Genomic DNA, 20,851 nt, shown 5'->3' with positions numbered 1-20,851 from the left:
GCTGCCGGCGCGCGGGGAGGTCCACGGGGGCCCCCCGGCACCCCCGCCCCGGAACCCCGCCCCTGAACCGCGGTGTGGTTCCGGGGCGTGGTTCCGGGGCTGGGCGTGGGGTGCCGTTTACCTCGGTCCTACTCCGGAGTCGGGTAGTGTGGCGCGAATCTGACGTCTCTTCCGAGGGAAATCCATGCGCCGCGCTCTGGCCGTACTGGCCGCCGTGCCATTGATCTTGTTCGCCGCCGCGTGCGGCTCCGACGACGGTTCCGGCACGACCGCCTCCACCGGCGGGTCGTCCGGCGTCACGGTCGCCGGGAACGTGGGGGCGAAGCCCACGGTGACGTTCCCGTCCGGCACGCCCGCGACCACGTCGTCGTACGAGGTGATCCAGCCCGGCGACGGCACGGGCGTCAAGGCGGGCGACCGCGTGATCGTGAACCTGACCGTCTACAACTGGGACGGCAAGGACAACAAGGTCCAGGGCTCGTCCTACGACACGAAGGCGCCGGAGACGATCGCCGTCAACGAGCAGCTGCCGCAGGTGCTGCAGGAGGGCTTCACCAAGGTCAAGGGGGGCGGGCGGCTGCTGGCCGTGCTGGCGAACGACGCGGTGCAGGGGCAGCAGCAGGCGGCTCCCGCGGAGCCGACGAAGGTGTTCGTGTTCGACGTGGTCGGCACCCGGCCGGCGCCGCTGAAGGCGGCCACCGGCACGGAGACGAAGGAGTCGATCAAGGGCGTCGAGGTCGTCAACCCCGGCGGCGAGAAGGCGCCGACGCTGACCACGAAGACCAAGGAGAAGGCGCCGAAGGACCTCGTCGTCAAGACGCTGATCACCGGCACCGGCGGGAAGGTGACCGCGAACCAGACGCTGTCGGTGCACTACACCGGCAAGATCTGGGGCACCGACAAGCAGTTCGACTCCAGCTGGGAGCGGGGCGAGCCGGCCGAGTTCCCGCTCGGCCAGGTGATCCAGGGCTGGCAGAAGGGCCTGGTGGACGTGCCGGTCGGCAGCCGGGTCGTGATGAGCATCCCGCCGGAGATGGGCTACGGCAGCCAGGAGCAGCAGGGCATCCCGGCCAACAGCACGCTGGTGTTCGTCGTGGACGTCCTGGGCGCCTACTGATGCGTCTTTAGCGAACCGCCGGTCCGCCGACCGGCGGCCCGGTAGCATCGCGAGGCCCGGTGGCATGGCGCCACCGGGCCGTTTCGCGTGTGGGAGGGCCGATGCGCCGTGCCGCCATCCGGGAGCCGTCGCCGCGGACCGGGACTCACGACGGGGCCGGACGGACCGTGCTGCGGGCTGTGCTGCGGGCTGTGGCGGTCGTGGCGGTCGTGGCGGTCGTCTTGCCGCTGGCCGTCGGGTGCACGGGCGGGGCCGCAGAGGAGCTGAAGGTGGGCGGCGCGTTCGGGGCGCGGCCGACGATCGTCTTCCCCGCCGCGAAGCCCGGGGCGGGCCTGCGGGTGGACGAGCCGACGAAGGGCGGGGGCGAGCCGCTGGCGGCCGGCGACGTGGCGATCGTGCAGTACACCGCGCACGTGTGGGACGGCGCCGCCAACCGCCTGGTCGACTCCAGCTTCACGCGGGGCACGCCGGCCGCGTTCCCGGTGGGCGAGCTGCTGCCGGGGCTGGAGCGGGCGCTGCGGGGCCGCAGGGTGGGCAGCAGGGTGACCGCGGCGATCCCGCCCGAGTACGCCTTCGGCGCGGCGCCGCCGCGCGGCGTGCGGGCGGGGGAGGAGCTGTTCTACGTCGTGGACATCCTCGGCGCCCACCACAAGGACGCCACGGTCGGGGCGGGGGCGGGCACGCTGGCGGGCGTGCGGATCGGCGGCGGCCCCAGGCCGTCCCTGGCGGTGCCGCGCGGCGCGCCGCCGCAGGAGTTCACGGCCGGGGTGCTGAGCAGGGGAGACGGCCCTCCGGCGCAGGCCGGGCAGCTCGTGGTCACCCAGTACGCGGGCGCCGTCTGGCGTGGCGGCCGGGTCTTCGACGCGACCTGGGCGGGCGGCGGGCCGAAGGCGTTCAAGCTGGGCGACGGCGGCGTGATCAAGGGCTGGGACAAGGCGCTGACGGGCGTGCCGGCGGGCAGCAGGGTCGCGATGGTGGTGCCGCCCGCGTACGGCTACGGCCCGGCCGGCCGCCCCGAGTGGGGCATCGGGGGCTCCGACACGCTGGTCTTCGTCGTGGACCTGCTCGCCGCCTACTGAGGCAGGCTGTTCGGCGTGATCCGTTCGCCGGTCGTCATCGTGTCCGCGTTGCCGGTTCCGCCGGATCGACATCCGGGTGCTGAAGAAGGACGCGTGCTGGAAGCGGTACGGCGGGGGCGCGTACCAGGTCGGCCGCTCCTGCGTGCTGACGCGGGTGGAGCGGCGGCTTTCGTAGACTCCGCGTGTGAGTAGCGAGCCCGTGGGCGGCGATCTCGACGCGCTGGCCCTGTTGCACGACCCCGTCCGCCGCAGCCTGTACGACGTGGTCGCCTCCAGCGGCGGCGACGTGGGGCGCGGTGAGGCGGCCGAGGCGGCGGGGGTGTCCAGGACGCTGGCCGGTCACCACCTCGACAAGCTGGTGGAGGCGGGCCTGCTGGAGAGCGGGTTCCGCAGGCCTGACAAGCGCGGTCCGGGCAGCGGCCGGCCGGCGAAGGTCTACCGCAGGGCGCGGGGCGAGCGGTCGGTGAGCCTGCCGCCGCGCGACTACGCGGCGCTGGCCTCGGTGCTGGCGGACGTGGTGGAGCGGCTGGGCGCCGAGGAGCAGGCGGAGACGGTGGCCAGGCAGGCGGGCGCGCGGCTGGGGGCCGGGCGCAGGGGCGAGCCGGTGGAGCGGGTGCTGCGCGAGCGGGGTTACGAGCCGTACGCGGAGGGCCGGCGGCTGCGGTTGCGCAACTGCCCGTTCCACGTGCTGGCGCGGGAGCAGCCGCTGCTGGTGTGTTCGATGAACCTGGCGCTGTGCCAGGGGCTGCTGGAGGGGCTGGGCGACGATCCCGGCAGGGCGGTGCTGGACCCGCGGCCGGACGAGTGCTGCGTGTCGCTCGACGTCCTCGAACCCGAAGGGCCGGATGCGGACCTCCCGTGATCCTCGCCTTTCTAAAACAAACCCATATTGACATAGAAGCGCCGGCGATGGTGAGCTGAGCCCATGCATCTCGCCCAGCTCAACATCGCCCATCTGCGCGCGCCCATCGACAGCGCCGGGCTCGCCGAGTTCGTCGCCCTGCTCGAACCGATCAACGCCCTCGCCGACGCGGCCCCCGGCTTCGTCTGGCGGCTCAAGGAGAGTGAGACCGACCCCACCGCCACCGTCGTGCACGACTACGGCGACATGCTGCTGATCAACTTCTCGGTGTGGGAGTCGATGGAGTCGCTGTGGGACTACGTCTACCGCAGCCCGCATCTGGGCGTGCTGCGCCGGCGCAGGGAGTGGTTCCTGCGCGCGGTGGAGCCGTACATGGTGATGTGGTGGGTGCCCGACGGGCAGATCCCGTCGCTGGCCGAGGGCATGGAACGGCTGGAACGCCTCAGGACCGGCGGGCCCGGCCCCGAGGCGTTCACGTTCAAGGACGCCTACACGCCGGAGGGCCGCCCCAGCAGCGCCGCCGCCAGCCTGCCGGCCGCCGCCGAGGCCAGGAAGTAGGCCAGGTCCTCATCGAGGCTCCTGCCCATCGTCGACAGCCGCACCGGCGACTCGCGCAGCGCCTCGTACAGGCCGTCCACCTCGACCGGGACCAGCCGGTGCCGTACGGCGAGCAGCTCCGCCTGGTCCCTGACCCGCTCCCCGAACTCGCCCGGCAGCATCGGCACCGGCACGTCGGCGGCCGACAGCGCCACCCTGCCGTAGGCGGTCAGCGAGTGGTGGGAGACGCCGTAGTGGCGCTCGCGCAGGTCGCCCTCGCTGACCCGCAGCGCCGCCACCGGCCGCCCGAGCAGCACGCCCGCCGCGTTGACCGCCTCGCCCGCCGACACCCCTGAAAAGCCCCACCGGGTGCCGGTGCCCAGGTTGCCGGGGCCCTGCGCGACGATCGCCACGTCGGCCTCCAGCACGTGGCGGGCCGCCAGCAGCCCGGTGTGCACGGTGACCGCCTCGACGTCGCCGCCGAACGCCTGCCCCACCGTCACGGTCCCGGCCAGCCAGCCGATCTCGCGCAGCCGGGCGGCCGCCATCGAGAACCACGCCGGCAGCGCGCCGCCGTCCTGCATCACGTACGCCACCCGGATCCCCTGCCGGGCCCCATGCTCGGCCTCGTACAGACCGCACAGGACGGGGGCCAGCGCCGAGTGCAGGTCGGCCACCACCACCGGCATGCCGTCGAGGGAGTCCGCCTCGCGCAACAGGTCGTGATGCGGCGAATCCTGCTCGTCCGCGCCCAGCACCGTGGCCTGCAGCGGCGTGTACCTGGCCTTCACCAGGTGCCCGGGGCCGGAGGGATCTTCCGGCAAACGGTTCGGGACGGCCACCACCATGGCGTAACCTCCCGTACCGAGACCCATCGCGAGTGCGGTCGTGTTGAGCAGCACCTCGTCACCGGGTTCCGGGCGGCCCACCAAGGGGGGGTAGGCCAGCGCCCGGCACTCACCTTCGGGCACGGTGACGTCCAGCTCCACCGCTCCCGGCCACTCGCGTCGGATCCGTACGACCTCGCCCTTGCGCCATCTGATCACGGGGGCAGGGTAGCGTCGATGAAGGAGGAGTGAGGCAGATGTCGCGCCGGAAGACAGAACGGTTGCTCAATCTCGTGATCTGCCTGCTCGCCACCCGGCGCCCGCTGTCGGCCGAGCAGATCCGCCAGGCCGTCCCCGGTTACGACCGCGACGGCGACGAGGCGTTCCAGCGCATGTTCGAGCGTGACAAGAACGAGCTGCGCGAGATCGGCATCCCCATCGACGTGGTGCGCGACCCGTGGGAGGACGAGCCGGGCTACCGCATCGAGCGGGAGTCGTACGAGCTGCCGGAGATCACGCTGGAGCCCGACGAGGCGGCCGTGCTGGGCCTGGCGGCGCAGGTGTGGCAGCGCGCCAGCCTGGCCGAGGCCGCCTCGGGTGCGCTGCTGAAGCTGCGGGCCGGCGGCGTCGCCACCGACCAGCCGGTCGGCGGTTCGATGGGCGGCAGCGCGCTGGAGCTGCGCGTCGACACCCGCGACCCGGCCTTCCCCGCGCTGTGGAACGCCGTGCGCGACCGGCGCGTGGTCCGCTTCGACTACCGGGCGTCGGGCAGCGAGACCGTGCGCAGCCGCACCGTCGAGCCGTGGGGCGTGGTCAGCAGGCGCGGCCGCTGGTACCTCGCGGGGTTCGACCGCGACAGGGACGCGCCGCGCGCCTTCCGGCTCAGCCGGATCACCGGCCAGGTGACGGCCGTCGGCCGGCCCGGCGTGGTCGAGGTGCCCGCCGACGTCGATCTGCGGGCCATGGTGGCCTTCCCCGACGAGCCGAGCCACGAGCGGGTGGCCGTCGTGCGGGTCAGGCAGGGGACGTGCGAGGGGCTGCGGCGCCTGGCCAGGTCCGTACGCGAGGGCGGCGACGGCTGGGACGAGGCCGAGCTGGTCTTCTCCGACGCCGAGCGGCTGGCCGGGTGGATGGCCAGCCTGGGCTCCGACGTCGAGGTCGTCGGGCCGCCCGACGCGCGCGAGGCCGTCATCTGCCGCCTGAAGGGAGCGCTGGCGTGAGCGGGCGTCTGGACGAGGGGGAACGGGAATGAGCGGGTCCGCCGATCGGCTGCCGCGGCTGCTTGCGCTGGTGCCGTACCTGATGTCGCACCCGGGGGCGCAGGTCGGCGAGGTGGCGGCGGTGTTCGGGCTGAGCGAGAAGCAGCTCATCGACGACCTGCAGCTCGTGTGGATGTGCGGGCTGCCCGGCCACACCCCGGGCGACCTCATCGACGTGTCGTGGGACGGCGGCGAGATCCTCATCGACAACGCCGAGACCATCGCGCGGCCGCTGCGGCTCGGCATCGACGAGGCCAGCGCGCTGCTGGTGGCGCTGCGCACGCTGGCCGCCAGGCCCGAGCTGGCCCTGCCCGAGGGCGGGGTGCCCGACGCGCTGCCGCGCGTGATGGCCAAGCTGGAGCGGGCCGCGGGCGAGGGCGCCGCGACCGTCAGCAGCCAGGTCGCCGTGGACGTGGACGCCGCGCCCGACGCGCTGCCCCGCGTGCGTGAGGGGCTCACCAAGGGGCGCCGGCTGTCGCTGCGCTACTACGTGCCGGGCCGCGACGAGGTGACGCCGCGCGAGGTCGACCCGATGCGGGTGCTGGTCGTGGACGGCCGCGCCTACCTGGAGGGCTGGTGCTACCGGGCCGAGGCGATGCGGCTGTTCCGCCTCGACCGGGTGCTCGGCGTCGAGGTGCTGGACGTGCCCGCCGACCCGCCCGCGGAGGCGGAGCCGCGCGACGTGACCGACGGCGTGTTCCGGCCCTCGCCCACCGACGAGCTGGTCGAGCTGGAGCTGAGCGCCGCCGGGCGGTGGGTGGCCGAGTACTACCCGTGCGAGCAGGTCACCGAGCTGGGCGAGGGCCGGCTGCGGGTGGCGCTGCGAGCCCGCGACGAGGACTGGATCCTGAAACTGGCGCTGCGCCTCGGCGACACCGGCAGGGTCGTCTCGCCGCCCGCGATGGCCGAAACCGTGCGCGAGGAGGCCGAGCGGGCGCTGGCGTTGTACGCTCACCGGTCATGACCTGGATCTTCTTGTCCGTCGCGATCGGCGTGGCCGGGCTGGCTGTGCTGGCGGTGGCCGGTGCTCGCGTCGTGGCGGCGGCACGTACTCTGAGAAGGGAAGTGGCCGAGGCGCAGGCCCAGCTTGAGCCGCGGCGGGCCAGATTGACCGGCCAGGGGGGTGAGACCACGCCCCGGGCAGCGTACGATCGTGGCTGAAAGAGGCAACTCGCTAGAAAGGGCGTTTCATGCCGAACCTCGGAGTGCCCGAACTCCTGATCATTCTTTTGGCGCTGGTGCTGCTGTTCGGTGCGAAGAAGCTGCCCGACATGGCCCGCGGCATCGGCCGGTCGCTGCGCATCTTCAAGTCCGAGACCGCGAAGCTGCGCGATGACGACGACGATGTCCAGCACACCGCGCAGCCCGTCCAGCCGCAGGCGCAGGCCCACCCGCAGCCTCAGCCCGCGCAGCCGCAGCCGCTGCCGGCGACCCCCGCGGCTCCGCCCGCCCCGGCGCCAGGTCTGTCCGCCGAGGAGCAGGCCCGCCAGCTGGAGGAGCAGGCCGCGAGGCTGCGCGCCGGCGCCGCCCAGGCCGACAAGCACGCCTGACCCCACCCCTCCTCCTCACCCAGGACTGCTAGATGGCGCTGCTCAAACGATCGAGCGATTCGGAGCAAGTCCGCGACCCCGAAGGTCGCATGCCCCTCATGGAGCACCTGCGCGAGCTGCGCAACCGGCTGCTGATCGCGCTGGCCGCCGTGATCGTGGGCATCATCGTGGGCTGGTTCTTCTTCGATCCGGTGTGGGCCTACATCAAAGAGCCGTTCTGTGACACCCCGCAGGCGCAGCAGCTGCGCGAAGGGCAGTGCACACTCACCTACGGCGGCATCTTCCAGTCGTTCTTCCTGACGCTGAAGGTCTCGGCGCTCGTCGGCCTCGTCGTGTCCTCACCCGTCTGGCTGTACCAGATCTGGGCGTTCGTCACGCCCGCCCTCTACCGCAACGAGAAGCGCTACTCGATCACGTTCCTCGGGATCGCGGTCCCGCTGTTCCTGCTCGGCGCCGCTCTCGCCTACTTCATCATGGACACCAGCCTGGCGATCCTGCTGGGCTTCGCACCGAGCGACACCGTCGCGACCATCCAGATCGACGAGTACCTCGGCTACGTGCTCATCATGCTGGTGATCTTCGGCATCTCGTTCGAGCTGCCGCTGCTGCTGGTGTTCCTCAACATCATCGGTGTCCTGTCGCACGCCACGGTCAAGAAGCACCGGCGCACCGTCATCTTCATCATGTTCGTCTTCGGCGCGGTGATCACGCCGGGCGGCGACCCGCTGACGATGATGGCGCTGGCCATGCCGATGATCGTGCTCTACTTCGTCGCCGAGGGCGTCATCTACCTGCGCGAGAGGCGCGGGGCGGGCAGGAGCGAGTTCGACCACCTGTCCGATGACGAGGCCTCCCCGCTGGCCGAGGACGACGCGCCGGTCGAGACGCCCGCGCCTGCCGCATCGGCCGCAGAACCGCCTGCCGGGCCGCCTGCCGGGCCTCCTGCCGGGCCGCCTGCGACGCCTGCCGCTGGGCCGGCCACTGGGCCCGCCGATGAGGAGCCGCCGGGCACCGACAAGCGCTGAGGCATTCCCCCGCCGCCCAGGAGGCGATAGGTTCCGGGCGTGTCCCCGCAACTCGCCCTCCTGGTCAACCCCGCCGCCCGCGGCGGGCGTACGCTGCGCCTGCTCGAGCCCGTGGCGCGCCGGCTGCGTGCCGGAGGGGCCGAGCTGTCCGTGATCGTCGGTGACGACCCCGCCGACGCGCTCGAACGCGCCTGCACCGCCGTCTCCGAGCGGCCCGACGCGCTCGTCGCCTTCGGCGGCGACGGGCTGGTCCACCTGGCCGTGCAGGCGGTGGCCGGCACCGACGTGCCGCTCGGCATCATCCCCGCGGGCACCGGCAACGACATCGCCGCCGCGCTCGGCGTGCCCCCGAAGGATCCGCTGGCCGCGGCCAGGGCCGTGCTGAGGATGAAGACCCGGCTGGTGGACGCCGCCCGCATCAGGGCCGGGACGTCCGAGGAGCTGTTCGCCGGGGTGGCGTGCTGCGGCTTCGACTCGCGGGTCAACGAGCGCGCCAACGGCCTCACCTGGCCGCCCGGCATGGCCCGCTACCTGGTGGCGACCGCGCGGGAGCTGCGCGCGTTCAAGCCGATCCCGTTCCGCATCACCTACGACGAGACCGAGGTGGTCGAGCGGGAGGCGATGCTGGTCGCGGTGGCCAACACGACGTCGTACGGCGCCGGCATGCGGGTCTGCCCCGACGCCAGGCCCGACGACGGCCTTCTGGACGTCGTGCTGCTGAACGCGCTGTCCATGGGGGAGTTCGTCCGCGTCTTCCCGAGCGTCTACCGGGGCAGCCACGTAAGGCATCACGCCGTGTCGGTGCGCCGGGTGCGCAGCGTGCGGGTGGAGGCGCCCGAGGTGGTCGCCTACGCCGACGGCGAACGCATCGGCGAGACCCCGCTGCACTGCGAGGTCCGGCCGGGGGCGTTACGCGTCATCGTATAAAATCTACTTTGTAAAGGCGTCGGGCCGGTGCCGTCCGCTCGAAGCCCCGCGAACGGCGGCCGGGACGGACCGGAATGGCGGTTTCGGTAGGCTGGCGATTATGACAACGCCAGCGGAACGCTATGCGGCCTTCCGTCAGAAACACGGGGACGACGGGGCCGCGCTGAGATCGTTCCGAGGTCTCTACGACTTCGCGCTGGACGACTTCCAGCTCGACGCCTGCCGGGCCCTGGAGGCCGGAGACGGCGTCCTGGTGGCGGCGCCCACGGGGTCGGGCAAGACGGTGGTCGGCGAGTTCGCCGTCCACCTGGCCTTGGAGCAGGGCCGCAAGTGCTTCTACACCACCCCCATCAAGGCGCTGTCCAACCAGAAGTACAACGACCTGGTCAAGCGCTACGGCACCGCCAAGGTCGGGCTGCTGACGGGCGACAACAGCGTCAACGGCGAGGCGCCGATCGTCGTCATGACGACCGAGGTGCTGCGCAACATGCTCTATGCGGGCTCGGCGACGCTGGCGGGGCTCGGGTTCGCGGTGATGGACGAGGTGCACTACCTCGCCGACCGGTTCCGCGGCGCGGTCTGGGAAGAGGTGATCATCCACCTGCCGGAGTCGGTGCGGCTGGTGGCGCTGTCGGCGACGGTGAGCAACGCCGAGGAGTTCGGCGAGTGGATGGGCGAGGTGCGCGGCGACACGACGGTGATCGTCGACGAGCACCGTCCCGTGCCGCTGTGGCAGCACATGATGGTGGGCAACCGCATCTACGACCTGTTCATGACCGACGATCTGACGCCGCGGATCAACCCGACGTTGATGCGGGTGACGCGTGACGCGGAGCGGCTGACGGCGGGGCGTGGCAGGCGGGGTTACGGCCGGGCGCCGCGTTCGCGGCCGCGCCCGCCGGACCGGGTGCAGGTGATCGAGAAGCTCGACGGCGAGGGGCTGCTGCCGGCGATCACGTTCATCTTCTCGCGGGCGGGGTGTGACGCGGCGGTGCAGCAGTGCCTGTCGGCCGGCATCCGGCTGACGACCGACCGGGAGCGGCACGAGATCAGGCAGCTGGTCGACGAGCGCACGGCGCACCTGCCGGATGAGGACCTGGCGGTGCTGGGTTACCTGGAGTGGCGTGACGGGCTCGAGCGGGGCCTGGCGGCGCATCACGCGGGCATGCTGCCGGCGTTCAAGGAGGTCGTGGAGGAGCTGTTCACCCGCGGCCTGGTGAAGGCGGTGTTCGCGACGGAGACGCTGGCGCTGGGCATCAACATGCCGGCGCGCAGCGTGGTGATCGAGAAGCTGGACAAGTGGAACGGTGAGACGCACGCGGATCTGACGCCGGGGGAGTACACCCAGCTGACGGGGCGGGCGGGGCGGCGCGGCATCGACGTCGAGGGTCATGCGGTGGTGCTGTGGCAGCCGGGCATGGATCCGCTGTCGGTGGCGGGGCTCGCGGGCACCCGTACGTATCCGCTGCGGTCGAGTTTCCAGCCGTCGTACAACATGGCGGTCAACCTGGTCGGGCAGTTCGGCAGAGAGCGGGCCAGGGCGCTGCTGGAGGAGTCGTTCGCGCAGTTCCAGGCCGATCGTGCAGTGGTGGGGCTGGCCAAGCAGCTGCGCAAGCACGAGGAGGCGCTGGAGGGCTACCAGGAGGCGATGACGTGCCACCTGGGCGACTTCCCCGAGTACGCGGCGCTGCGGCGGCGGCTGTCCGATCGTGAGGCGGAGCTGTCGCGGCAGCGGGGTGCGGCGCGGCGGGCGGCGGCGGTGCGGTCGCTGGAGGCGTTGCAGCCGGGTGACGTGATCAGGGTGCCGGGCGGGCGGCGGGCCGGGCTGGCGATCGTGCTGGATCCCGGCCGTAATCCGCGTGGTCACGGGCCGAGCCCGCTGGTGCTGACCATCGGCAAGCAGGTGAAGAAGCTGGATCCGGCGGACTTCCCCGTGCCGGTGGAGCCGCTGGAGAAGGTGCGCATCCCGAAGAACTTCAACGGGCGCTCGCCGAAGGAGCGGGCGAACCTGATCTCGACGCTGATGGCGAAGATCGGTGACCGTGATCTCGGCAAGCCGGCGCGGGCGCGTGACCACACGGTGGAGGATGACGAGGTCAACGAGCTGCGGCGGCGCATCAGGCAGCATCCGTGCCACGGGTGTGACGACCGTGAGGACCACGCGCGGTGGGCCGAGCGTTATTACAAGCTGCTGCGTGAGACGGAGGGTCTGCGGCGGCGGGTGGAGGGGCGTTCGCATGTGATCTCGCGGACGTTCGACCGGATCTGCTCGGTGCTTGAGCAGCTGGGTTACCTGCGCGACGAGACGGTCACCGATGAGGGGCGGCGGCTCGGGCGGCTCTACACCGAGCTGGATCTGCTGACGGCCGAGTGCCTGCGTAACGGGTTGTGGGAGGAGCTCGATCCGGCGGAGCTGGCGGCGTGCGTGTCGGCGCTGGTGTTCGAGTCGCGGGCGTCGGACGACACGCGGCGGCCGAAGATCCCGGCGGGGCGGGCGCAGGACGCGTTGTCGGCGATGATCCGGCTGTGGGGTGAGCTGGAGGGCATCGAGTCCGACCATGGGCTGTCGACGATCAGGGAGCCCGATCTGGGGTTCGCGTGGGCGGCGTTCCGGTGGACGAAGGGGCATTCGCTGGACGCGGTGCTGATGGAGGGCGTCAACGGCAACGAGCTGGCGGCGGGTGACTTCGTGCGGTGGGTCAAGCAGTTGATGGACCTGCTGGGTCAGCTGGGGAGCGCGGCGCCGGAGGGCAGCAAGATCCGGCAGACGTCGGTGAAGGCGATGGACGCGATGCGGCGGGGTGTGGTGGCGTACTCGTCGCTGACCTGACGCCGTTGCCGAAGGCGCTCTCGAAACGAGGTTTCGGGGGCGCCTTTGGTGTTGTCGTGACCGCCGTTTTGCATTTTTACCGGTGGGCGGAGGGCTTTACTTCTTCGCCGGAACGGCCTTTCTTTTCGGGCTTTACCAGTCAAGCCTTCCTGAAATCAGCGATTATCTGCTGATTTATCGCAATTCGGGTGCTAGCGTCCGATTTGTCAGTGTTCAGCCAACGGGGGAGGAATCATGGCGAACACGCAACTGTCCCAGGTCGGCTTCCAGCAAGGATGGGGATGCCGCAGGCGGCGTCGCTGGCGCAGGTGGGGCTGGTGCGCCCGTCGCAGGTGGTGGGGGTGCTAGAGCCCCCAGATGAGGGCCGGCGGCCTGGCCGCCGGCTCTCCTTCAGCGCCTCCGGCCGTGAACTCGCGCCGGCGATCACCATTCGCCGGACGTTCCGCGAGTTCTGGCCGGACACTCGCGGTCTGCGGCGGCTCTTCGCGGCAGGCGTGGTCTTCGCCATCCTGGCCGCGCTCTGCGAGGTCGCCGCGATCCGCCTGTTCGGGCACATCACCGACGAGGTGCTGACGACCCGGCAACTGGCCGCCTTCTGGTCACCGGCCTCCGTCTGGCTCGGGCTCGCCGTGCTCGCCGGGCTGCTGTCCTTCGGCGGGGCCTACACCACCGCGCTGGGCGCCGAGCGGTTCCTGCTGGCCCTGCGCGACCGCGTGTACGCGCACGTGCAGACGCTCGCCCCCGACTTCTCCGAGAAGCGGCGGCTGGGCGACCTGATGGCGCGCATGACGGACGACGTGGAGGCCATCGAGGAACTGGTCGGATCCGGGCTGGTCAAGGCCATCACCACGGTGGCCGGGATCATCTTCTTCGCCGGGGCCGCGTTCTTCATCCGTTGGGACCTGGCCCTGCTGACGATGGCGCTGATCCCGCTGTTCCTGATCACCTCGAAGGTGTTCGCCTCGAGGTTCAGGACGGCGGCGGCGCGCGAGCGGGCCAGCAACGGGGCGATGAACAGCGTCCTGGAGGAGGGGCTGGCCAACCAGCCGCTCGTGCAGTCGTACAACCGGCAGGGCGAGGAGTCCCGCCGGCTGCACGCCGAGGGGCGCGGCTGGTTGCGGGCCAACATGTCGCAGGCCTGGCTGGCCGGGCTCTACAACCCGGCGGTGCAGGTCATCGAGACGGTCTGCCTGATCGCCATCCTCGGGCTCGGCGCGTGGGAGATCGCGGCGGGCCGGCTGACGATCGGCGGGCTGCTGTCGTTCGCGGCGTACCTGGCCCTGCTCTACCCGGCCGTGCAGAGCCTGGGCGAGCTGGCCCTGACGGTGTCGGAGGCGGCGGCCGGGTCGGACCGGGTGATCGAGATCCTGCGTACCGAGCCTGCCGTCCGCGACGCGGGCGACGCGGTCCCGGCGGGCCGGTGCGGCGGCCGGATCGACTTCGACCGGGTGAGCTTCACCTACCCGGGACGGGGCCGGCCGGTGCTGCGTGACCTGTCGTTCACCGCCGAGCCCGGCGAGGTCGTCGTGATCACCGGGCCCAGCGGGGCGGGCAAGTCCACGCTGGCCAAGCTGCTGCTGCGGTTCTACGACCCGGACTCGGGCCGCATCCTGCTGGACGGCACCGACGTCCGGAGGCTGACGCGGCAGTCGCTGCGCGAGAACATCACGGTCCTGCACCAGGAGACGCTGCTGTTCTCCGGCTCGGTACGCGACAACATCGGCTACGGCCGGCCGGGCGCCTCGCTCGACGAGGTGATCAGGGCGGCCGAGGTGGCCGGGGTGCACGACTTCGTCAAGCTGCTGCCCCAGGGGTACGACTCGCCGGTCGGGCAGCGCGGCCGGCTGCTGTCCGGCGGGCAGCGGCAGCGCATCGCGATCGCCAGGGCCATCCTGCGCGACACGCCGGTGCTCGTGCTCGACGAGCCCGTCACCGGGCTGGACGTCGCCACCGCCGCCCACGTCATGCGGCCGCTGCGGCGGCTCATGGCCGGGCGTACCACGCTGCTCATCACGCACGACCTGCGGCAGGCGCCGGAGGGGGCGCGGGTGATCGAGATCGAGCCGGTTCCGCGGGAGGAGCGGATCCGGCTCAAGCGGGTAGGCGCGCGGTCCGGCGGGGGAGCGTCTCCGTGACCCCCGGCTCGCCGGTCCGGCACCCGCCCCGACACTCCGGGGCGGGTGCCGGGCTTTTCTGGGTCCCTGACTCGGGCGTCACTCGTCCTGGCACATTGGGGCGGGTGCCGGGCTTTTCGGGGTTCTGCTGGGCTTTTGAGGCTGTATGTCGGTGAATCTCCTAGATAGAATCGGAGGGCTTTCTCCGTTTGCCGCCGCGGGCCCGCCTTCCGCCTGCCGGCGGGCCGAAGGCAGGTGGAGGTCTTGGGCGACGATCACGGCGCCGCCAGGCCGCTGCGGGCCGATGCCCGGCGCAACAGGGAGCGCGTCCTGCAGATCGCGCAGGAGGCGCTGGCCAGTGACGGCCTGACCATCTCCTTCGACGAGATCGCCCGGCGCGCCGGGTTCGGGGTCGGCACCGTCTACCGGCACTTCCCCACCAAGGAGGCGTTGTTCGAGGCGGTGCTGCTGGGGCGGATCGAACGGTTCGTGGCCGACGCCCGCGCGCTCGCCACCGCCGAGGACGCCGGGCGGGCGTTCTTCGGCTGGTTCGCGGGAGTGGTCGAGCAGGCGGCGGTCAACCAGGCGTTGTGCGACATGCTGGACAGCGGCGCGGCGATGCCGCTGCGGCCGGGCTCCACGCTGGCCGGTGACTTCGCCGCCGCGCTCGGCCGGCTGCTGGTGCGGGCGCAGCGGGTGGGCGCGGTGCGCGCCGACCTCACCGCGGGGGACGCGCTCGACCTGCTGCGGGGCTGCCTGGTCGCCGAGCGCGGCGCGCGGGCCAGGGGTGGGGCGGTCCGGCTGGCGGACGTGGTGTGCGACGGGATGCGCGCACGTTCACCTTGACCTTCACCAGGTCAGGTGACGGTCGCCCCGAGACGCTGACGATCAGGGTTCCGTCGTGGCGGCTGGTGATCAGGTGAAGAGGATCCATGTGCCGCTCCGCGCTCTTCTCGCACGGCCGGGATCATCTGACGTGGCGCGGCCCCGTCCTTGCCGTAGGCGCCATATGTCATGCAGGCGTCACATCCAGCGACTGAGTGCTTTCGATGTGGGTGTACATGCTTGTCGGGGTCGGTCCAGGGGCGGCTCTCGTCCGGGTGGACAGGAGAAATCCTCGGAAAACAATTCCGGTTACCCGGTGGAAGAAACTTCATCCCGGGCGACGTATGACGTGCGCGGCGACCTGATCGTTATTTGTGGGAATTTGCGGGTTTGTCGGGGTTGATCACACTACGCTGCTACCGCTTGCCGAGTACGAGGGAAAGCGGACGACATCGTGTTCATCGCAGTCACAGTGCTGGCCGCCGCCGTGGTTGGTGTGGTGGTCTGGTGGTTCCGCCGGGATCCGGTGAAAGGTGCTGCCGGCGACAGGTTCGAGGCGGAGCCTCTCGGCGGGTTGCTGCCGCCTGACACGGAGGCGGTCTTCGTGGAGGGCCTGCGGGCGTACCACGACTCGGGCAGCCCGATCCGGGTGGACGGGGAGCTGGAGGTGGTGGTGGCATACGAGCCGCCGCGGTCGGTCTCCCTGCGCCTGCTCGCCGACGCCTTCGCGGCCCGGGGGGACGCCGCGCTGCACGACCCGCAGGGCACGGTCGCGGAGCTGATGGACGAGCTCACGGCCACCGAACGGCCGGGTGTCCTGCACCTGCGCGGCGGCCTGCCGGCGGACGATTTGGACGACGTGGCGGACCTGGACGGCATGAACGCCGACCGCCTCGCCGCAGCGGTGGCCGAGGTCGTGACGGAGATGGTGGCCCATACGACCGCGGCCGACGCGGCAGCGGCCGGTTCCAGCGTGAGCACGGTGGCTGATGCGGCGGTGGCCGGTGCCGGCGCCGGCGGGTCAGCGGCTGACGGGGCGGTGGCCGGTACCGAAGTGAGCGCGACAGGGACCGACGCGGGTGCGGGCGCGACGGCGGTGGCTGACGCGAACGTGGGCGGGACGGTGGTGGCCGCCGCGGATGTGGACGGAACGGCAGTGAGCGGGGTCGACAGGCTTGGCGGTACGGCGGTGGACGGTGCCGAGGGGTCTGGCGGTACGGCGGTGGACGGTGCCGAGGGGCTCGGCGGTACGGCGGTGAGCGGGGCCGAGGGGCGGGGGCTCTGGGCGGCGGAGACGAGGCTCGGGGCGCTGCACATCCGCGTGCCGGCCCCCGCCCCGGCGGTGCCGGCGGAGCAGAGGGGCTCGGCCGACGGCGGGCCGGACGAGAGCGGGTCCGGCGGAAGGACCCACGTCAACGGGACGCCCGTCAAGCCCCTGCACACCGCCCGGAAAGCGGCGCCCGAGGCGGACGCGGACCGGCCGAACACGCTCATGCTGGACCTGGCCCGCGTCCTCGACCGCTGCCGCGAGGTACGCGAGCTACGGCCGGACGCGCCGGCCGAGGACGTGCTGCGCGAGGCGGTCACGGGCCTTCTCGCCGCCGACGGCCCTGGCATGACGTGGGCCCACCCGCCCACCCCGGCCCAGCGCCGCCTCGTGCAGGGAGGCTCCCCGGAGCCGCACTGACGCCCGCCTTCCGACAGCGTCGCTCACCGGAACCCGGTGGAGGACGCTGCGGGCTGGGACCCGCCGGGGTCCGGCGGCCGAACCGCCGGTAGGCGATCGGGGGGTCGGCGCGGGTGGCTGAGGGTGTGGCCGGGTCAGCCGGTGTTTTCGGCGCGGCCCTGGCGCCAGTAGCCCATGAAGGCGACTGCTCGGCGGTCCATGCCGCGTTCGGCCACCAGGTGGCGGCGCAGCGTTTTGATGACGCCGGCCTCGCCGGCCAGCCAGGCGTACAGGGGGCCGTGGCCGGCTGTGTCCTGGGGGACTTCCCACAGTTCGTCGGTGTCGACGTCCACGTCCTCGAAGGAGTCGGGGGTGGCGGACAGCGGGGGGAGCAGGCGGGCGGCGGCGGCGCGGACGGCGGGGATGAGTTCGGCGCCGCGTTCGCCGCCGTTCCTGGCGAGCCAGGTGACCTTGATGTTGGGGGGTGCCGTGATCGGCAGGACGTCGGCGTCGAGGGGCACCTCCATGAGCACCTCGCCGGCCAGGTGCGCGGGGATGCGTTCGAGGATGGCGCAGATGGCGGGCACGGCGGTCTCGTCGCCGGCGACGAGCACGCAGCCGGTGCCGGTGGGCGGCCGGAACTCCAGGCCGCCGTGCGGCCCCTCGTGGACGCCGTTGGGGCCGAGGAGGGCGGCGACGTCGCCGGGCCGCACCTGCTCGGCCCAGCGGGCGGCGGGGCCGCCGTCGGGGTGCATGACGACGTCCACATCGACCTCGCCGGCCTGCGGGCGGACCGTACGGGCGGTGTAGGTGCGCATCACGTTGCGCTTGCCGGAGTCCAGCTCGCGCCAGCGCTGGTACCAGTCGGGGCCCTTGGGCAGGTGCGTCATGCCGTGCTCAGGAACGGGGAGGAAGAGCTTCACCCGCTGGTCGAAGCCGTTGTCGGCGAACTCGTGCAGGTCGTCGCCGGTGAAGGTGACGCGCAGGAAGGACGGGCTGAGGCGTTCGAGCCGGTCCACTCGTACGTCGAACATGCGAAAGGGCTCGGTCATCCCCGTATTCCTCCAACGAAGTTATTAGGTGAGCCTAACCTAAACGATCGTGAGGATTTAGGCCAGCCGGGGTTAGTGCATCGGCCCCACTCGGGACGATAACGTCGTGAACGGTGAAAACCGGGCCCCAGCGCCCGCCCCGAGATTGGAGTCCCGAACTTGTCTCCTGTGATCCTCTCCGCGGCCGGTGCCGCGCTGGTGCTCGACGCCTCCGGCCCCGGGCTGCCCCGGGTACGGCACTTCGGCGCGGACCCGGGAGCAGGGCAGGACCTGGCGGTGGTGCTGGCCCCCTCGCCGGGCGCGCCCGCGCCGTCACTGCTGCCCGCCCAGGCCGAGTCCTGGTACGGCAGGCCGGGGCTGTCCGGCGTGCGGGACGGCGAGCACTGGCCGGTCCGCTGGAGCGTGGAAGGGCTCGACGTCGACGCGGAGCCGGGCGCGGGCGGCACCGTGACCGTGACGGCCGCCGACGAGCGGGCCGGGCTGCGGCTGGTGTGCGAGCTGGTCATGGAGGGCAGCGGGCTGGTGCGCATGCGGCACGCGGTGACGAACACGGCCGCGTCCCCGTACCGGCTGGAAGGGCTGGTGTGCACGCTGCCGGTGCCGGCCCGCGCCGGCGAGCTGCTCGACTTCACCGGCCGGTGGGCGCTGGAGAAGGTGCCGCAGCGCAGGGAGTTCACCCGCGGGGTGTGGTCGCGGGAGAACCGGCGGGGCCGCACCGGGCACGACGGCACGGGGCTGCTGATCGCCGGGACCGGCGGGTTCGGGTTCCGCGGCGGCGAGGTGTGGGCCGTGCACGCCGGCTGGAGCGGCGGCCACGTGCACTACGCCGAGCGGCTGCCCGAGGGCGTGTCGCTGCTGGGCGCCGGTGAGCTGCTGGAGCCGGGCGAGGTCGTGCTGGCGCAGGGCGCGACGTACCGGACGCCGTGGGTGTTCTTCACCTGGTCGGGGAGCGGCCTGGACGACGCGGCGGCGCGGCTGCACGAGCACCTGCGCGCCCGCCCGCTGCCCGTGCGCCCGGTCACGCTGAACAACTGGGAGGCCACCTACTTCGACCACGGCCTCGACCGGCTGCTGGAGCTCGCCGAGCGGGCCGCCGCGGCCGGGATGGAGCGGTTCGTGCTGGACGACGGCTGGTTCCGGCACCGCCGCCACGACCGGGCCGGGCTCGGTGACTGGTACGTGGACGAAGGCGTCTGGCCGGACGGCCTGCACCCGCTCGCCGACCGGGTGCGGAAGCTGGGCATGCAGTTCGGGCTGTGGTTCGAGCCCGAGATGGTCAACCCCGACTCCGACCTGGCCCGCGAGCACCCCGACTGGATCCTCGCCCGGCCGGAGCGGATGCCGCCGCCGCAGCGCGACCAGCAGGTCCTCGACCTGGCCAGGCCGGAGGCGTACGCGTACCTGCTGGAGCGGATCGACGCGCTGGTGCGCGAATACCGGCTCGACTACATCAAGTGGGACCACAACCGCGACATCGCCGAGCCCGTGCACGACGGCGCGCCCGGCGTGCACGCGCAGACCCTCGCCACCTACCGGCTGCTGGACGAGCTGCGCGAGCGTCACCCCGGCCTGGAGATCGAGTCGTGCTCGTCCGGCGGGGCGCGCATCGACTACGGCATCCTGGCCCGCACCGACCGGGTGTGGACGTCCGACTGCAACGACGCGCTCGACCGGCAGCAGATCCAGCGCTGGACCGGGCTGCTGGTGCCGCCGGAGCGGATGGGCAGCCACGTCGGCGCGCCGCGCGACCACAGCACCGGCAGGATGCTGCCGCTGGCGTTCCGGGCGGCGACCGCGCTGTTCGGGCACATGGGGGTGGAGTGGGACATCACCTCGGCCAGTGCCGAGGAACTGGAGGAGCTGACCGCCTGGATCGCGCTGCACAAGCGGCTGCGGCCCGTGCTGCACGCCGGGCGGGTCGTGCGGGCCGACCATCCCGACCCGACGTCGCTGCTGCACGGCGTGGTGCTGCCGGAGCGGGGCGTGTTCGCGTACGTGCAGGCCGGCTCGCGGCTGGACGTCGGGCCCAGCCCGCTGCGGCTGCCCGGGCTCGACCCCGCCGCCACGTACGAGGTGCGCCTGGCCGGGCCCGTGCCCGCCCGCACCCTGCTGCCCGACTGGGCCGCCGGGCCCGTCCGGCTGTCCGGGGCCGTGCTGGGCGGGCTGGGGCTGCCCGCGCCCGCCATGCCGGCGACGTCCGCGCTCGTCATCGAGGTGGAACGGGTCTGAGATCCGGTGCCGGGGTGGTGAACGCGGTTTAATGCGGTCGCAACGCGGACGCCCGTGATCAGGTAACACGGGTGCCGCAGACTGAGGGTCATGAGCGATGCACCCGAAGTAACGTCTCGCCCCGGCTCCGGACCGCCGCACCGTCCCGAGCGGGCCTGGTGGCGGGAGCTGGTCGAGATCGCCGCGCTGTTCGTCGCGGTCGGTCTGGCGCACCTGCTCGCCACCCTGCTCGGGCATCAGGAGCCTGGGCCGGTCGTGCTCGTCGGCCTGGGCGCGGCGCTGATCGTCGGGGCGGCGGTCCACCGCAGATCGGGACACCGCCGCCTGGGACACAGGCGTGCGGTACGGCGCCGAAGGGTGGCGCTTCCTGAGGAGAGCGGGCGGGGGATGACCCTGTGGCGGATCCGGATGCGGGTGGTGGAGCGGCCGGGGCGGCTGGCCACCGTCGCGGGCGCGTTCGGGCGGCTCGGGTGCAACATCCTGGCGCTGCACATCGCGCCGACCGGGGGCGGCGCGATCACGCCCGCCGGGTGCGACGCGCTCGACGAGTTCGTCATCGAGGCGCCGCGCGACCTCGCGCCTCAGGTGCTCGCCGCGGCGCTGACCGAGGCGGGCGGGCATGACGTGGTGATCGTGCCCGCCCGGGTCACCGACCTCACCGACCCGGGCGTCCAGGCGCTCGTGCTGGCGCAGCGGGTCGGCGACGATCCCGCCAGGCTGCCCGAGGCGCTGGGCGAGCTGCTGCGGGCCCCGGACGTGGAGTGGCGGCGGCCGGGGGACACCGTGGACGACGGTGCCGAGCCCAACACGACCATGGTGGTCTCGGTGAGCCCGGACAGGGCGCTGCTGGTGCGGCGGCCCGAGCTGCCGTTCACGCCGACCGAGGCGGCCCGCGCCGCCGCCCTCGCCGCATCCGCCGCCCACGCCCGCTACCACTCGGGGTGAGGAGCGG

General features: G+C 72.5%; 18 protein-coding genes. 16 read left to right on the top strand and 2 right to left on the bottom strand.

Annotated elements, in window-relative coordinates; translation table 11 throughout:
* Positions 1-184 precede the first annotated feature (184 nt).
* The 4 genes from AB0K12_RS31215 to AB0K12_RS31200 all read left to right on the top strand — a co-directional run bounded on the left by AB0K12_RS31215 (position 185) and on the right by AB0K12_RS31200 (position 3,616).
* On the top strand, positions 185-1,117 hold the full coding sequence (locus AB0K12_RS31215; protein WP_364569040.1) for an FKBP-type peptidyl-prolyl cis-trans isomerase: 933 nt from the start codon (positions 185-187) through the stop codon (positions 1,115-1,117).
* 101 nt (positions 1,118-1,218) lie between these two features.
* A complete protein-coding gene (locus AB0K12_RS31210; protein ID WP_364569037.1) occupies positions 1,219-2,196 on the top strand; it encodes an FKBP-type peptidyl-prolyl cis-trans isomerase in 978 nt (325 codons plus the stop codon).
* Between the two features lie 184 nt (positions 2,197-2,380).
* Complete coding sequence (locus tag AB0K12_RS31205; protein ID WP_364569034.1) at positions 2,381-3,058, top strand: helix-turn-helix domain-containing protein; 678 nt, start codon at positions 2,381-2,383, stop codon at positions 3,056-3,058.
* Between the two features lie 63 nt (positions 3,059-3,121).
* Positions 3,122-3,616, top strand: a complete 495-nt coding sequence (locus tag AB0K12_RS31200) for a DUF3291 domain-containing protein (RefSeq protein ID WP_364569031.1) — start codon at positions 3,122-3,124, stop codon at positions 3,614-3,616.
* Here AB0K12_RS31200 and AB0K12_RS31195 read toward each other — a convergent pair.
* Positions 3,547-4,641 carry a DUF3866 family protein gene (locus AB0K12_RS31195; protein WP_364569028.1) on the bottom strand — a complete coding sequence of 365 codons (1,095 nt, stop codon included), beginning with the start codon at positions 4,639-4,641 and terminating at the stop codon, positions 3,547-3,549. The genes AB0K12_RS31200 and AB0K12_RS31195 overlap by 70 nt on opposite strands.
* Before the next feature lie 38 nt (positions 4,642-4,679).
* Here AB0K12_RS31195 and AB0K12_RS31190 point away from each other — a divergent pair, with 38 nt between their 5' ends.
* The 10 genes from AB0K12_RS31190 (at position 4,680) to AB0K12_RS31145 (ending at position 16,639) form a co-directional block, all read left to right on the top strand.
* Positions 4,680-5,642, top strand: a complete 963-nt coding sequence (locus tag AB0K12_RS31190; protein ID WP_364569025.1) for a WYL domain-containing protein — start codon at positions 4,680-4,682, stop codon at positions 5,640-5,642.
* A gap of 28 nt (positions 5,643-5,670) precedes the next feature.
* A complete protein-coding gene (locus tag AB0K12_RS31185; protein WP_364569023.1) occupies positions 5,671-6,645 on the top strand; it encodes a WYL domain-containing protein in 975 nt (324 codons plus the stop codon).
* Positions 6,642-6,842 (top strand): hypothetical protein, encoded by a 201-nt coding sequence (locus AB0K12_RS31180; RefSeq protein WP_355428185.1) that lies wholly within the window; start codon positions 6,642-6,644, stop codon positions 6,840-6,842. Before AB0K12_RS31185 ends, AB0K12_RS31180 begins: the two co-directional genes overlap by 4 nt.
* Positions 6,843-6,871: 29 nt before the next feature.
* Positions 6,872-7,231: a Sec-independent protein translocase subunit TatA gene (gene tatA, locus AB0K12_RS31175; RefSeq protein WP_364569020.1), complete on the top strand. Its 360-nt coding sequence runs from the start codon at positions 6,872-6,874 to the stop codon at positions 7,229-7,231.
* An 89-nt stretch (positions 7,232-7,320) separates the two neighbouring features.
* Positions 7,321-8,256, top strand: coding sequence for a twin-arginine translocase subunit TatC (gene tatC / locus AB0K12_RS31170; RefSeq protein WP_364569018.1), 936 nt, complete (start codon positions 7,321-7,323; stop codon positions 8,254-8,256).
* A gap of 39 nt (positions 8,257-8,295) precedes the next feature.
* Positions 8,296-9,183 (top strand): YegS/Rv2252/BmrU family lipid kinase, encoded by an 888-nt coding sequence (locus tag AB0K12_RS31165; protein WP_364569015.1) that lies wholly within the window; start codon positions 8,296-8,298, stop codon positions 9,181-9,183.
* A 100-nt stretch (positions 9,184-9,283) separates the two neighbouring features.
* On the top strand, positions 9,284-12,013 hold the full coding sequence (locus tag AB0K12_RS31160; RefSeq protein ID WP_364569012.1) for a DEAD/DEAH box helicase: 2,730 nt from the start codon (positions 9,284-9,286) through the stop codon (positions 12,011-12,013).
* A gap of 281 nt (positions 12,014-12,294) precedes the next feature.
* Positions 12,295-14,148, top strand: a complete 1,854-nt coding sequence (locus tag AB0K12_RS31155; protein ID WP_364569009.1) for an ABC transporter ATP-binding protein — start codon at positions 12,295-12,297, stop codon at positions 14,146-14,148.
* A gap of 243 nt (positions 14,149-14,391) precedes the next feature.
* Positions 14,392-14,973: a helix-turn-helix domain-containing protein gene (locus AB0K12_RS31150; RefSeq protein WP_355428203.1), complete on the top strand. Its 582-nt coding sequence runs from the start codon at positions 14,392-14,394 to the stop codon at positions 14,971-14,973.
* A 433-nt stretch (positions 14,974-15,406) separates the two neighbouring features.
* A complete protein-coding gene (locus AB0K12_RS31145) occupies positions 15,407-16,639 on the top strand; it encodes a hypothetical protein (RefSeq protein ID WP_364569005.1) in 1,233 nt (410 codons plus the stop codon).
* Between the two features lie 134 nt (positions 16,640-16,773).
* Here the strand turns inward: AB0K12_RS31145 and AB0K12_RS31140 are convergent, their stop codons facing one another.
* Positions 16,774-17,670 carry a siderophore-interacting protein gene (locus tag AB0K12_RS31140; RefSeq protein WP_364569002.1) on the bottom strand — a complete coding sequence of 299 codons (897 nt, stop codon included), beginning with the start codon at positions 17,668-17,670 and terminating at the stop codon, positions 16,774-16,776.
* A 159-nt stretch (positions 17,671-17,829) separates the two neighbouring features.
* Here AB0K12_RS31140 and AB0K12_RS31135 point away from each other — a divergent pair, with 159 nt between their 5' ends.
* Positions 17,830-19,899: an alpha-galactosidase gene (locus AB0K12_RS31135; protein ID WP_364569000.1), complete on the top strand. Its 2,070-nt coding sequence runs from the start codon at positions 17,830-17,832 to the stop codon at positions 19,897-19,899.
* 90 nt (positions 19,900-19,989) lie between these two features.
* On the top strand, positions 19,990-20,844 hold the full coding sequence (locus tag AB0K12_RS31130) for an ACT domain-containing protein (RefSeq protein WP_364568997.1): 855 nt from the start codon (positions 19,990-19,992) through the stop codon (positions 20,842-20,844).
* The last annotated feature ends 7 nt before the right edge of the window (positions 20,845-20,851 follow it).

Origin of the sequence: Nonomuraea sp. NPDC049419 (assembly GCF_040676995.1) — a bacterium.
GTDB lineage: Bacteria > Actinomycetota > Actinomycetes > Streptosporangiales > Streptosporangiaceae > Nonomuraea > Nonomuraea salmonea.
The sequence above is the reverse complement of the archived record's forward strand: the minus strand, read 5'-3'. Positions and strand labels throughout refer to the sequence as shown.

Excerpts from the sequence above, each read along its gene's own strand:
- AB0K12_RS31215 (WP_364569040.1), top strand. The coding sequence starts at position 185 with ATGCGCCGCGCTCTGGCCGTACTGGCCGCCGTGCCATTGATCTTGTTC.
- AB0K12_RS31210 (WP_364569037.1), top strand. The coding sequence starts at position 1,219 with ATGCGCCGTGCCGCCATCCGGGAGCCGTCGCCGCGGACCGGGACTCAC.
- AB0K12_RS31200 (WP_364569031.1), top strand. The coding sequence starts at position 3,122 with ATGCATCTCGCCCAGCTCAACATCGCCCATCTGCGCGCGCCCATCGAC.
- AB0K12_RS31190 (WP_364569025.1), top strand. The coding sequence starts at position 4,680 with ATGTCGCGCCGGAAGACAGAACGGTTGCTCAATCTCGTGATCTGCCTG.
- AB0K12_RS31185 (WP_364569023.1), top strand. The coding sequence starts at position 5,671 with ATGAGCGGGTCCGCCGATCGGCTGCCGCGGCTGCTTGCGCTGGTGCCG.
- AB0K12_RS31180 (WP_355428185.1), top strand. The coding sequence starts at position 6,642 with ATGACCTGGATCTTCTTGTCCGTCGCGATCGGCGTGGCCGGGCTGGCT.
- tatA (WP_364569020.1), top strand. The coding sequence starts at position 6,872 with ATGCCGAACCTCGGAGTGCCCGAACTCCTGATCATTCTTTTGGCGCTG.
- tatC (WP_364569018.1), top strand. The coding sequence starts at position 7,321 with ATGCCCCTCATGGAGCACCTGCGCGAGCTGCGCAACCGGCTGCTGATC.
- AB0K12_RS31160 (WP_364569012.1), top strand. The coding sequence starts at position 9,284 with ATGACAACGCCAGCGGAACGCTATGCGGCCTTCCGTCAGAAACACGGG.
- AB0K12_RS31155 (WP_364569009.1), top strand. The coding sequence starts at position 12,295 with ATGCCGCAGGCGGCGTCGCTGGCGCAGGTGGGGCTGGTGCGCCCGTCG.
- AB0K12_RS31140 (WP_364569002.1), bottom strand. The coding sequence starts at position 17,670 with ATGACCGAGCCCTTTCGCATGTTCGACGTACGAGTGGACCGGCTCGAA.
- AB0K12_RS31130 (WP_364568997.1), top strand. The coding sequence starts at position 19,990 with ATGAGCGATGCACCCGAAGTAACGTCTCGCCCCGGCTCCGGACCGCCG.